The 12,722-nt window shown below is 65.3% G+C and carries 8 protein-coding genes; 3 read left to right on the top strand and 5 right to left on the bottom strand.

Features of this window, described 5'->3' with window-relative positions; genetic code table 11:
* Window positions 1–94: 94 nt before the first annotated feature.
* Window positions 95–2,074: a sodium:solute symporter family protein gene (locus HZB49_RS03635; RefSeq protein ID WP_291609127.1), complete on the bottom strand. Its 1,980-nt coding sequence runs from the start codon at window positions 2,072–2,074 to the stop codon at window positions 95–97.
* A gap of 17 nt (window positions 2,075–2,091) precedes the next feature.
* A complete protein-coding gene (locus HZB49_RS03640; protein WP_291609128.1) occupies window positions 2,092–2,370 on the bottom strand; it encodes a DUF4212 domain-containing protein in 279 nt (92 codons plus the stop codon).
* 286 nt (window positions 2,371–2,656) lie between these two features.
* On the opposite strand from HZB49_RS03640, the gene HZB49_RS03645 reads away from it, so the two are divergent.
* The 3 genes from HZB49_RS03645 (at window position 2,657) to HZB49_RS03655 (ending at window position 6,266) form a co-directional block, all read left to right on the top strand.
* Window positions 2,657–3,277 (top strand): hypothetical protein, encoded by a 621-nt coding sequence (locus HZB49_RS03645; protein ID WP_291609129.1) that lies wholly within the window; start codon window positions 2,657–2,659, stop codon window positions 3,275–3,277.
* A gap of 32 nt (window positions 3,278–3,309) precedes the next feature.
* Window positions 3,310–5,445 (top strand): DUF294 nucleotidyltransferase-like domain-containing protein, encoded by a 2,136-nt coding sequence (locus HZB49_RS03650; protein ID WP_291609130.1) that lies wholly within the window; start codon window positions 3,310–3,312, stop codon window positions 5,443–5,445.
* A 146-nt stretch (window positions 5,446–5,591) separates the two neighbouring features.
* On the top strand, window positions 5,592–6,266 hold the full coding sequence (locus HZB49_RS03655; protein ID WP_291609131.1) for a response regulator transcription factor: 675 nt from the start codon (window positions 5,592–5,594) through the stop codon (window positions 6,264–6,266).
* 185 nt (window positions 6,267–6,451) lie between these two features.
* On the opposite strand, the gene HZB49_RS03660 is transcribed toward HZB49_RS03655, so the two are convergent.
* From HZB49_RS03660 to HZB49_RS03670, 3 genes are all read right to left on the bottom strand, one after another.
* Window positions 6,452–9,955 (bottom strand): PAS domain-containing hybrid sensor histidine kinase/response regulator, encoded by a 3,504-nt coding sequence (locus HZB49_RS03660; protein ID WP_291609132.1) that lies wholly within the window; start codon window positions 9,953–9,955, stop codon window positions 6,452–6,454.
* 117 nt (window positions 9,956–10,072) lie between these two features.
* Complete coding sequence (hemA, locus tag HZB49_RS03665; protein ID WP_291609133.1) at window positions 10,073–11,299, bottom strand: 5-aminolevulinate synthase; 1,227 nt, start codon at window positions 11,297–11,299, stop codon at window positions 10,073–10,075.
* A 196-nt stretch (window positions 11,300–11,495) separates the two neighbouring features.
* Window positions 11,496–12,557, bottom strand: coding sequence for an MBL fold metallo-hydrolase (locus HZB49_RS03670; RefSeq protein ID WP_291609134.1), 1,062 nt, complete (start codon window positions 12,555–12,557; stop codon window positions 11,496–11,498).
* Window positions 12,558–12,722: the final 165 nt, after the last annotated feature.

Raw genomic sequence — 12,722 nt, forward strand, 5'->3', positions numbered from 1 at the left:
AATCGCTGGGTTTTTCGGCAAGCGATATGTCGGCCGTTTGAAACGAAACGGGGCCCCGAAAGGCCCCGTTTGCCACCACGCAAAGACCTTGCGCTCAGGTCGTCTTCTCTTCGAGCACCGTCCGTCCCCGCGGCTTGCGGATTTCGTCGACGTAGTCCTGCATCTCCTTCGACGGCTCCTTGCCGAGCAGGCTGACGACATAGATAACCGCGAAGCCGAGCGGCGTTCCCAACAATCCGCAGGCGATGTTGTTGAGATTGAACCAGCCGACCTTGTTGGCCAGCGGGTGCGCCAGCGTCGGGAAGCTTTCCATCGCGTTCGGCAGCGCCATGGCCTTGGCGACGTCGACCAGCGGCGCCCCTGTCACCGGGTTGAGCAGTGACGTCATGCCGAAGAACTTCACTCCGGCGCCGGGGAAGTAGCGGCTCACCACCAGATAGAACAGGCACAGCCCGAACCCGGCAATGATGCCGCAGATGGCGCCGGTTGACGTCGTCCGCTTCCACCAGACGCCCATGACAAGCGCCGGGAAGTTGCCGGCCATTGCCAGGGAGAAGGCCCAGCCGACCATGGCCAGGATATCCGCAGGCTTGGTCGCGGCCGTCGCGGCAGAGATCACGGCGACGACCACCAGGAGGGCTCGCGCCACGGTGAGGCGGCGCATGGTCGGCGCGTTGGGGTCGATCATCTTGTAGTAGACGTCGTGCGACAACGCGTTGGCGATGGCGAGCAACAGGCCGTCGGCCGTCGACAACGCCGCAGCGAGGCCGCCGGCAGCGACCAGACCCGAGATCACATAGGGAAGTCCCGCGATCTCCGGGGTGGAGAGCACGATGACGTCCGTATTGATCACGAAGTCCTGCAACCTGACGACGCCGGGATGACCGGCGATCGCCTTACATGCCGCGACGATGGCATCGATGCTTCCCGCGTTCTTGCCGCAGATCTGGATCAGGCCCAACTCTCCCCAGTTGAAGATCCAGGGTTTGAGCGCGCTGACGTTTGCCCCGATGATGTTGGTGTAGACTTCCAACTTCGAGAACGCCGCATAGGCCGGCGCCGAGAAGTACAGCAGGAAGATGAACAGCAACGACCACGCCACGGACTGGCGTGCTTCACGCACCGACGGGGTGGTGAAGTAGCGCATCAGGATATGCGGCAGTGACGCCGTGCCGACCATCATGCACAGGATGATCGCGAAGAAGTTCAGCGGGCTGTAATTGATGAACGGCGAGATATGGGGCTTCAGGCCAGCGACCGTAGCCAGTCCAGTTGCCACCATTTGCTGTTCCCGTGCGGTGATTTCCGCGATCGCCTGACCGTAGGTGAGCTCGGGTATCGGAATCCCGTATTTCTTGGTGGAGAGGATCACGATCGGGGTCAGGTAGGCGATGATCAACACGACGTATTGGGCGATCTGCGTCCATGTCACCGCCCGCATGCCACCGAGCATCGCGCACAGCAGAATGCCGACGAGGCCCGCGAACACCGCGAGTTCGAACTGCATGCCGAGGAATCGCGAGGCGATCAGTCCGGTGCCGTAGATCTGCGCCGTCACGTAGGTGAAGGAGCAGGCGACCAGCACGATCACGCCGAGCGACCGGGCGAAATTGCCGCCGTACCGGAATGACAGGAAGTCGGGCACCGTGTAGGCGCCGAACTTGCGCAGGTACGGTCCGATCAGGATCGACACCAGCACGAAGCCGCCGGTCCAGCCGAGCACCCACGCCAGGCCGTCATAGCCGAGCAGGAACAGGGTGCCGGCCATGCCGACAAAGGATGCCGCCGACATCCAGTCGGCGCCGGTGGCCATACCGTTGTAGAAGGCGGGAACGCGTCGCCCGGCGACGTAATACTCGGACACCTGCGCCGTCCGGGTCATGACGCCGATGATGGCGTAGACCGCGAGCGTAAAGAACACGAACAGGTAGCCGAGAATCCTGTTTGGAACGCCGAACTGCTCCATGGCGGCGAGCAGGAGAATGAACAGGATAAAGCCGCCCGTATACGTGCCATACATCTTGCCCAGATTCTTGATGAAGTCCGAGCTGCTGGCAGAAGCTTCCGTGGACATGTGATGATTCCCTTCCCTCAATCGTCTTCTGCAAAGCCGAATTCGCGGTCGATGTCGTCTTGCTGCCTTGCAAAGATGAACAGCATGACGACGAACACGATGAGCGATCCCTGCGCGGCCATGTAGAAGCCGAGCGGGAAGCCCAGGATCGGGATGACGATCTTGTTGAGCGGGGTCACGAACATGTGGATGATGAAGCTGAAGAAGAACCAGATGCCGAGGTGTGTCAGCATCAGGCGCGTCGTCTTGCGCCAGTGGGCCTCTTCTCTTTGTTTCAGATTTGCAGAGTCAGGCATGGGCTGCGATTCCTCATCAAAACGCCGGCAAGCGATTGCCGGGATTGAAAACGAGGGGATGCAATCTCCCACTCCACGGCCCCCCCGTGCCGCTGCTCCAGTCGATCTTGTGCCGATCTGGGGCCTTATCCTGCCGCTCTTCTTGTGTTGTGACGGCTATGGTTACAGAGAAGTTACACTTGTATCGGCCCTGACCTAATTAGACTTTGGCCTGCGACATTTCGTACACGCCTCCAGGCCGGGAAACGCGGGATAAGGCATATTCGTCAGGCTGGATGGGGCTGCGATGAAGTGGTGGGAAAAGTTGTTGCGGCGCCGTCCGCCCGTTCGGGATCTCCATGCGCTGGCGGATTTCATCGATGCCCAATCGGCCTTTATCACCCAGAAGGGGATCTACGAGTACTCGCGAGCCCGGGCGGGTCATTACGCCAAGGTCTTGTTTGACGAGGAGGAATTCGCGCAGTCCGTAGAGCGGGCGCGCTGGCAGGCCTTCCCGCTCGGGCTGTCGATGGTCGGTGAAATGATCGAGGGCGTGATCGCCGCGGGGGCCGGGACGCGGCGTCGCGAGTTGCTCGACCGGCTGACGCCGGTCGTCCTGTCGGTCCTCGACCGCTATCCCATATCCCCGGCGGTCGGCGAGGAGGCCTGGCTCGAAGCGCGCCGCGAACTCGCGCACCGGCTCGATCTCGTGGCCGGGCACGCGCCCAAGCGTGTCATGGACATCCCCGACCCGCTGGCCCAGGCCTATTTCGCGTTGATGCCGATCCACGAGAAGCTGCGCGGCCGCGATTTCATGACCACGCGCAACTATCTCAGCGTCTGTCTGTGCAATATCCATGACGAATTCGTCGCGCGGGCGGACGTTGCTGCACTGCAGCGGGCGCTCAGCGCCGGCGATACGGCATAGCCGTACGGGACGGCGGCAATGATGGAGGGGCGATGGACCGCACGCAGGGAGGCGCACCGCTTCTGGGCCTCGACGCCGTCGTCATCGATTCCGAAACCACGGGGCTGGATCCGCGCAAGGCGCGAATCATCGAACTTGCGGCGGTGCGGCTCTCCGCCGGCAAGCTCGTTGAGGCGGGTTCGTTTCGCCAGCTGATACGACCCGGCGACGAATCGATCCCGGCCGCTACCATCGAGATTCACGGCATCGACGACGCGGCGGTTGCAGCAGCGCCTTCGTTTGCGGAGGTCTGGCCGCGCTTCAGGGAGTATCTCGGCCCGGGCGTCGTGATCGGGCACACGATCGGTTTCGACCTCGCGGTCTGGAAGCGTGAATGCGACGAAGCGGGGCTGCCATGGTCTCGCCCCCGGACGCTCGACACCCGGCTGCTGGCGGAAATCGCCGCGCCGAAACTGGCCGGATACGCGCTGGAGAAGCTTGCCGCCTGGCTCGGCATCGAGGCCACCGACCGGCACAGGGCGCTCGGCGACGCGGTCATGACGGCACGGGTGTTCCTGGCGCTTGTGCCGAAGTTGCGCGATCACGGCATCCGCACCGTTGCGGAGGCCGAGCGGGCCTGCCACGCGCTGACCGCGGTGCTCGACGACCAGGTTCGATCGGGCTGGGTGGAAGCCGTCGAGCCGCCCTCGCGGCTCGATACCGAGCGAACCCTGAGGCGCTTCGACACCTTTGCATTTCGCCGGCGCAGCCGCGACATCATGCGCACGCCGGTTGTCTTCGTGACATCGGACATTTCGACGGCGAAGGCGGTCGCCAGGATGGGGCGGGAGAAGATTTCCTCGCTTTACGTATCGGATTCGACGGGTGCGACCGATCAACCCCGGGCGGCCGATACCGGCATTGTGACCGAGCGCGACGTGTTGCGGGCGATCGATCGCCTGGGCGCCGCCGCGCTCGAGCTGCCGGTGGGCGAGATCATGGCGCGTCCGCTGATTTCGGTTCCTGCCGATGCTTTTCTCTATCGCGCCATCGGCCGGATGAGCCGCCACCGGATACGCCACCTCGGGGTCGTCGATGAGGCCGGCCGGGTGGTCGGGGCGCTGTCGGCGCGGGACCTGCTGCGGCTGCGCGCCGGCGAGGCCGCTTCGCTCGACGACGAGATCGAGGATGCCGCCGATCCGCACGGGCTCTCGGTGGCCTGGGCCAAGCTGCCGCATCTGGCGACAGCCCTCCTGGCGGAAGGTCTGTCCGGCCGCGAGGTCGCCGAAGTGATTTCCCGGGAGCTCGGCGCGCTTTCGCGCCAGGCCGCCGTGATCGCGGAACGGATCATGCGGGACAGCGGCCAGGGCGAGCCGCCGGTACCTTACGCGCTGCTCGTTCTGGGCTCGGCCGGCCGTGGCGAAAGTCTCCTGGCGATGGATCAGGACAACGCCGTCATTTTCGAACGCGGTGAGCCGGAGGGTGCCGAGGATCGCTGGTTTGCGGCGTTCGGCGGCCACGTCGCCGACATCCTGCACGAGGCCGGGGTGCCCTACTGCAAGGGGGGCGTGATGGCGCGCAATGCGGCCTGGCGCGGCTCGGTCGTAACCTGGCAAGCGCGGGTCGAGCACTGGATATCGCGCTCCAATCCGGCCGACCTGTTGAATGTCGACATCTTCTTCGACCTGCGCGCCGTGCATGGTGACGGCGCCCTGGCGTTGGGCGTGAGACAGGCGGCCTTCGACGCGGCGAAAGGGCAGGCGGCCTTTGCCAAGCTGCTCGTCGACGCCGTGAGGATTCCGGCCAGCCGAAAGCTGTTCGGCGGCATCCGCACCGAGGGCGGCCGCATCGACCTCAAGGCCGCCGGCCTGTTCGGGCTTGTTGCGGCCGCGCGCGCCATGGCGATCCGGTACCACGTGATGGATCGATCGACGCCGGCGCGGCTGTCGGGCGTCAAGGAACTCGTCCACGCCAGCGCTGCCGATCTCGATGCGCTGGTCGATGCGCACAGCGTATTCCTCGACCTCATCGCCGCGCAGCAGGTGGAGGACATCGCCCACGGCATGCCCCCCTCTAATACGGTCGCGGTGAAGCTGTTATCGGCGCGCGCCCAGGAGCGGTTGCGCGCGGCGCTCGATGCCGTGGCGCATGTGGACGACCTGGCGCGCGATCTGCTGTTTCAGGGTTGATTGTGCATTGCACAAGGGCGGGTTAACCGCTTCTGCGCGGTGGGGTATTTGCGTGCTTGCATACGAACCTGCGGCGGGGGACAATTGTCAAAGTCGCCTGACAGGCCCTCGTGGCGAGGTCATGCGTTCCGGCCCGCAAGAAGTAGATGACGACTCCAGCCAGCACCCGCCTTGTCATTGCCGACGACCATCCGCTGTTCCGCGACGCGTTGCGGCAGGCGGTCTCCGGCGTCGTGGCGTCGGCCAGGATCGACGAGGCGGGATCGTTCGACGACCTCACCGCGCTGCTGGAACGGGATTCCGACGTCGACCTGATCCTGCTCGACCTGACCATGCCCGGGATTTCCGGTTTCTCGGGCCTGATCTATCTGCGCGCCCAGTATCCGGCGATCCCCGTGGTGGTGGTCTCGGCCAGCGACGACAACGGTACCATCCGCCGTTCGCTGGATTTCGGCGCCTCCGGTTTCATTCCCAAGCGGCTTGGCGTGGAAACCCTGCGCGACGCCATCACCAAGGTGATGGCCGGCGACGTTTTCATCCCGCCGGACACCGATCTTTCCTCGGCCGCCGATCCCGACATGACGCGGCTGCGCGACCGCCTGGTGACGCTGACCCCGCAGCAGGTGCGGGTGCTGATGATGCTGTCGGAGGGGCTGCTCAACAAGCAGATCGCCTACGAACTCGGCGTCTCCGAGGCGACCATCAAGGCGCATGTCTCCGCTATCCTGCAGAAGCTCGGCGTCGAAAGCCGCACCCAGGCCGTCATTGCGGCTGCGAAGATTTCCGGCGGCCAGTGGAAGCAGGGCACCCCGACGGCTTAATCAACAATTGAATCTGCTTGCTCCGCTTCACCTCGCCCCGCTTGCGGGGAGAGGTCGGATCGCATCGTTAGATGCGATCCGGGTGAGGGGACTCTCCGCGAGTCCTCTTTGGTATCGAATATGCAGAAACAGCCCCTCACCCCAACCCTCTCCCCGCAAGCGCGGGGCGAGGGAGAGGTTTTCACCTACTCCGCCGCCACCATCTGCTGGGTGCGCCACTGCCCGAGCACGGCGCGGAGCGAGGCGGGTTTCACCGGCTTGTTGAGGATGGCGATGTTCTCCTCGCGCGCCGCGGCGCGCACATTCGGGCTGCGGTCGGCGGTGATCAGGGTCGCCGGAATATTCTCGCCGAAGCGGCGGCGGATATCGCGGATTGCGGCCACGCCATTGCCGCGGTCGAGGTGATAGTCGACCAGCAGCCCGGTGACCGTGCCGCCGACCTCCTCCATCGCCGCGATCGCGGCTTCCGGATCGGTCACGGCAATCACCTTGGCGTCCCAGGCCGTGAGCAGCGTCTTCATGCCGTCGAGGATGGCGGGATCGTTCTCGATGCAGACGATCAGCGCGCCGCTCATCGGCGTGCGCGAGGGCGTCGTGGAGATGACCGCCGCGGTATGGTTGATCGCTTCCGCGACCGGCACCGTCACCGAGAAGACCGAGCCGCCGCTCGCCACCGAATCGATGGCGATGGCGTGATTGAGCACCCGCGCCAGCCGCTCGACGATCGACAGGCCGAGGCCCAGGCCGCGCGCGATCCGCGCGCCCTGCTCGAGGCGGTGGAATTCCTTGAAGATCTCGCCGCGCTTGAACGCGGGAATACCGACGCCGGTGTCGTAGACGCCGATCTGCAGTGACTGGCCGCGGCGGCGGCAGCCGACCAGCACGCGGCCGCGCGGGGTGTATTTGATCGCGTTGGAAATGAAGTTCTGCAACAGCCGCCGGAGCAGCGCGCGGTCGGACTGCACCGGCAGCGAGCAGGGCACGAAGACCAGTTCCAGCCCCTTGGCGCGCGCGATCGGCGTGAACTCGATCTCCAGCGAGCGCATCAAATCGGCCATCTTGAAGCTCGAGATCGACGGCGACATGGCGCCGGCGTCGAGCCGGGAAATGTCGAGCAGCGCGCCGAGGATTTCCTCGATCGCCTCCAGCGAGTCGTCGATGTTCTCGGCGAGCTTGCCGTCGTCGCCGCCGCTTCTCTTCTCGACCAGGCTCGTGACGTAGAGCCGCGCCGCGTTGAGCGGCTGCAGGATGTCGTGGCTGGCCGCCGCAAGGAAGCGCGTCTTGGAATTGTTGGCGTCCTCGGCGGCGCTCTTGGCCAGCGCCAGCTCGGAGTTGAGCCGCGTCAGCTCCTCGGTGCGGTCGCGGACGCGTTTTTCCAGCGTGGCGTTGGCGCGCTCCAGCGCCTCGGCCGCCTCGAAGCTCGGCGTGACGTCGGTGAAGGTGATGACGAGGCCGCTGCCCGGCATGCGGTTGGTGCGCACCTCGATCACCATGTGGCGGTCGGGGAAACGCTCCAGATAAGGCTCGCCTACGGTGGTATAGGCCGTGAGCCGCCGTTGCAGCAGCGCATCGGCATCGGCGGCCTCCGGCGGGAAGACGGTGCCCATGTATTCGAGGATTTCCGTCAGGGGAATGCCGAGCTGCACCAGGTGCGGCGGCAGCGCCAGGATCTCGCCGAAATGGCGGTTGGAGCAGATCAGCTGCAGGTCGGCGTCGAACACCGCGATGCCCTGGCGCACGTGATTGAGCGCGGTCTGCAGGATCTCGCGGTTGAAATGCGCCGCCGCATGGGAATCGTCGAGCAGTTTCAGCGCGGCCTTCGCCGAAACGGCGCGCTTGCGCAGCAACAGCGACATCACCAGCCGCGACGAGGCCGCGCCGATCGAGGACGCGATCAGGCGCTCGGCGTGCTGCAGCAATTCGAAATCGGCCGGCGCCTGCGGCTCGAGATTGCCGGGGTGGCGCGCGGCGAAGGCCTCGAAGGCCTGGCTCGCGCGCTCCTGTCCGAGATATTGCGCGACCGTGCTCTGGATGTCCTGCACCGTGACGGTCGAGCGCCAGCGCCGGAAGGTCGGCGTGATCGGTGCGAGCGTGGGTACGAACACATCGGCCTGCAAATGCTCGATCGCCGACGGGCTCCGCGCCAGCGACAGCACGACATAGGTGAGGATGTTGAGTGCAAGGCTCCATAGCACGCCGTGCATCAGCGGCGGCAGGTCAGTCCCGAACAGGGCGCGCGGGCGCAGCGCCTCGATGCCGAGGGGCCCTTGCTGCAGCAGCACCATGCCTGCGGCCGTGCCTTCGAGGAAGCTCGGCAGGAACAGCGTGTAGGCCCACACCGCAAAGCCGACCAGCATGCCGCCCATGGCGCCGCGCGCGGTCGCCTGTCGCCAGAACAGGCCGCCGAAGAAGGCCGGCGCGAGCTGCGCGACGGCGGCAAAGGACAACAATCCGATCGCCGCGAGCTGGGCGCTGCCAAGCGCGCGATAGTAGAAATAGGCCAGCACCATGATCGCGAAGATGGCGAAGCGGCGCACCCGCAGCAGGAAACCGGTGAAATTCTCGCCCCCGGCGCGGGCTTCCCCGCTTCGCGGCAGCACCAGCGGCAGCACGATGTCGTTCGACACCATGATCGACAGCGCCACGCATTCCACGATCACCATCGCGGTCGCCGCCGACAGGCCGCCGACGAACACGATGACGCTGAGCAGAGGGGACTTGCCCTCCAGCGGCAGTGCCAGCACGAACATGTCGGGGTCGACGGCGCCGAACGGGAAGGTGACCAGTCCGGCAATGGCGATCGGGATCACGAACAGGTTGATCGCGAAGAGATAGAGCGGGAACAGCCAGCGCGCACGGCCGACCTCGGCGTCGGTGGAATTCTCCACGACGCTGACATGGAACTGGCGCGGCAGCAGCATGATCGCGCAGAACGACAGCAGCGTCATGGTCAGGAACGTGCCGATCGAGGTCGGGTGCTCGATGGCGCGCACCGCCTCCGGCGTCTTCATCGCCCGCTCGAGCAGTTCAGGGGGCGAGAACATCCAGAAGGTCACGAAGATGCCGACGGCGAGGAAGGCCACCAGCTTGACGATGGATTCGGTGGCGATCGCCAGCATCAGGCCGTGCTGGTGCTCGGTGGCGTCGGCCTGGCGGGTGCCGAATAGCACGGCGAACACCGCCATGGCCAGCATCACCACCAGCGCGATGTCGCCGATGATCGGGAGCGAGGAGAACAGCCTGTCCTCGCTCAGGATGGTCTCGAGCGAGGACGCCATCGCCTTGAGCTGCAGCGCGATGTAGGGCACGGAGCCGACGATGGCAATCAGCGCCACGGTGGCGGCCACCGCCTGGCTCTTGCCGTATCGCGCGGCGATGAAGTCGGCGATCGAGGTGATGTTCTGCGACTTGGCGAGCTGGATCACGCGGCGCAGCAGCGGCGTGCAGATGCCGATCATCAGGACCGGGCCGATATAGATCGCCAGGAAGTCGATGCTGGTGCGGCTGGCAAAGCCGACCGAGCCGAAGAAGGTCCACGAGGTGCAGTAGATCGCCAGCGACAGCGGATAGATCAGGGCGCTGGCCCGGCCGCGATTGAGCGGCGACAGCCGGTCGCCATGGCTTGCGACCAGGAACAGCAGGCCGATGTAGCCGAAGGCGGCTGCGATCACGCCCCAGTCGTGCAGCATCGTCTGTCGTCTCCCTCAGGCGGCCGGCGCGACCACCCTGGGCGAGAGTATAGACGCATCAGGCCGGCAGCGCACTGCGCAGCCGGCCCGATTTACGCGTTTCCAGCGACGTTAAGGTTATTCCGCCGCCAGCGACTTCCGGTTCAGCGGCAGTCCCAGGCGCTCCCAGACCTGCAGCAGCGCTTCGGCGAGCTGATCGATCAGGACATCGTCGTGATAGGGCGAGGGCGTGATGCGCAGCCGCTCGCTTCCCTTGGCCACCGTCGGATAGTTGATCGGCTGGATGTAGATGCCGTGCTCTTCCAGCAGCAGGTCGGAAGCCTTCTTGCACTTCTCGGGGTCGCCGACGAACAGCGGCACGATATGGGTGTCGCTCGACATCACCGGCAAGCCGGCGGCGTTGAGGATCGCCTTGACCCGGGCGGCGCGCTCCTGGTGGCGCTCGCGCTCCCAGTTCGAGGTTTTCAGGTGACGGATCGCAGCGGTGGCGGCCGAGCAGATCGCCGGCGGCAGCGCTGTCGTGAAGATGAAGCCCGCCGCATAGGAGCGCACGGCGTCGATGACCTCGGCCTTGCCGGCGATGTAGCCGCCGAGGCAGCCGAACGCCTTGGCCAGCGTGCCTTCCAGCACGTCGATGCGGTGCATGACGCCGTCGCGCTCGGCGATGCCGCCGCCGCGCGGGCCGTACATGCCGACCGCGTGCACTTCATCGACATAGGTCATGGCGCCGTATTTCTCGGCGAGGTCGCAGATTTTCGCCAGCGGCGCCACGTCGCCGTCCATCGAATAGAGGCTCTCGCAGACGATCAGCTTCGGGCGGTCACCGGCGGCGATCAGCAGCTCTTCGAGATGGGCCGTGTCGTTGTGGCGGAAGATCTGGCGCTCGCAGCGCGCCTCGCGCACGCCCTCGATCATGGAATTGTGGTTGAGCGCGTCCGAAAGGATCAGGACGTTCGGAATGAGCTTTGCGATGGTCGAGATGCCGGTGTGGTTCGACACATAGCCGGAGGTGAACAGGAGCGCCGCTTCCTTGCCGTGCAGGTCGGCAAGCTCCGCCTCGAGCTGCACCAGCGGATGATGGGTGCCGGCGATGTTGCGGGTGCCGCCGGCGCCGGTGCCGACGCGGGTTGCAGTCTCGACCATGGCGCCGACCACCTTGGGGTGCTGGCCCATGCCGAGATAGTCGTTGGAGCACCAGATCACGACGTCGCGCTTGCCCTTGGGCGAGTGCCATACCGCATGCGGGAACCGGCCCGCGATCCGCTCGAGATCGGCAAAAACCCGGTAGCGCCGCTCGTCATGCAGCGTGTTGAGGGCGTTCTGGAAGAATTGGCTGTAATCCATCGCAAAACCTGAAAACGGGAGCTGGCCGGAGCGGCAAGTTCTTTTGAAGGCTTTGCCTTTTTAGAGCGTTTCCAGCTTTGCTGTCGAGCCGGAATCGCCCGTTTTGGCGGGGGTAAGGAATGATCCGGAGGCACGACAAAACTTGATCCCGGTCAATGCGCTAGCCGGGGATTGTGGCAACCGCTTCACGCCGAAATCACGTCGTCCTGAAGCGCAGCACGCCATCGGCTTCTTCCGCCGTCAGCCGCCCCTCCACCAGCATGTAATTGACGTGGGCGATCAATTCGCCCGCGGCAAATCCCATCTGGTGCGGATCCAGCGTGTGTTTGTGGAACACCACGGGCACGAGATCCTTGGAGGTCTGCGGCACTTCCCGGCAGGCTTCCGCGATCAGCCGGCAGCGCTCCTCGTGGTGGTCGGCGAGCTGCTTGATCCTCGTCTTCAGCCCGTAGAACGGCACGCCATGGCCGGGCAGCACCATCACGTCATAGGGCAGGGTGGTGGTGAGGCTCGCCAGCGAGAACAGATATTCGCCCAGCGAGTTCTGCTCGGGCTCGACCGCCCAGACGCTGACATTGGGCGAGATCTTGCTCAGCACCTGGTCGGCGGAGAGGAACAGCTTGTCGGCGGCGCAATACAGCATCACCTGGTCCAGCGCGTGTCCGCCGCCGGTGATCACCTTGAAGCGGCGCTCGCCGATCACGATCTCGTCGCCATGCGAGATGCGCCGGTAGGACGGCGGCAGGATCGACACCCGCTTGAGATAGTCCTGGCCGCGGCCGAGCAGCTTGTCGGTCAGGTTCTCGTCCATGCCGTGGCGGAGGAAGAACTTGCGCTGCGCGTTGCGCCGCTCCTCGGTGCCGCGGTTCTGGTGATAGACCGACTGCAGATATTCCACCTGCGACATGTAGAGCGGGCAATTAAACCGCTCGGTGATCCAGCCCGCGAGGCCGACATGGTCGGGATGCGAATGGGTCACGATCAGGCGGCTGACCCTGACGCCCTTCAGCGGGCCCTCGAACAGCGCGGTCCAGGCCGCGATCGATTCCTCGTTGCCGAAGCCGGAATCGACCATGGTCCAGCCGTCGCCGTCGGCGAGCAGGTAGATGTTCACATGGTTGAGGCGGAAGGGCAGCTTCAGCCGCGCCCACAGCACGCCCGGCATGACCTCGACGACCTGGTCGTGGCCGGGGTGGTTTTCCCAAGGGTAGCGCAATGCCTCGGCGGAGGACTGGATGCTGTCGGCTTTCGTATGCATGGCTACGGCTTAGCCGCACCTGCGGCCCGGCGCCAGCCGAAAAAGCGGATGGCTCCATGCCGTCATTCCGGGCTGGCCCGCAGGGCCGGACCCGGAAATCCCGCAGTAAGGGAAAAGAATCCGGTGCGGGATTCCGGGGCGCACTTGCGCCCCGGAATGAGGTCC

The organism is Bradyrhizobium sp. (assembly GCF_016219575.1).
Lineage (GTDB): Bacteria > Pseudomonadota > Alphaproteobacteria > Rhizobiales > Xanthobacteraceae > Bradyrhizobium.

Excerpts from the sequence above, each read along its gene's own strand:
- HZB49_RS03635 (WP_291609127.1), bottom strand. The coding sequence starts at position 2,074 with ATGTCCACGGAAGCTTCTGCCAGCAGCTCGGACTTCATCAAGAATCTG.
- HZB49_RS03640 (WP_291609128.1), bottom strand. The coding sequence starts at position 2,370 with ATGCCTGACTCTGCAAATCTGAAACAAAGAGAAGAGGCCCACTGGCGC.
- HZB49_RS03645 (WP_291609129.1), top strand. The coding sequence starts at position 2,657 with ATGAAGTGGTGGGAAAAGTTGTTGCGGCGCCGTCCGCCCGTTCGGGAT.
- HZB49_RS03650 (WP_291609130.1), top strand. The coding sequence starts at position 3,310 with ATGGACCGCACGCAGGGAGGCGCACCGCTTCTGGGCCTCGACGCCGTC.
- HZB49_RS03655 (WP_291609131.1), top strand. The coding sequence starts at position 5,592 with ATGACGACTCCAGCCAGCACCCGCCTTGTCATTGCCGACGACCATCCG.
- HZB49_RS03660 (WP_291609132.1), bottom strand. The coding sequence starts at position 9,955 with ATGCTGCACGACTGGGGCGTGATCGCAGCCGCCTTCGGCTACATCGGC.
- hemA (WP_291609133.1), bottom strand. The coding sequence starts at position 11,299 with ATGGATTACAGCCAATTCTTCCAGAACGCCCTCAACACGCTGCATGAC.
- HZB49_RS03670 (WP_291609134.1), bottom strand. The coding sequence starts at position 12,557 with ATGCATACGAAAGCCGACAGCATCCAGTCCTCCGCCGAGGCATTGCGC.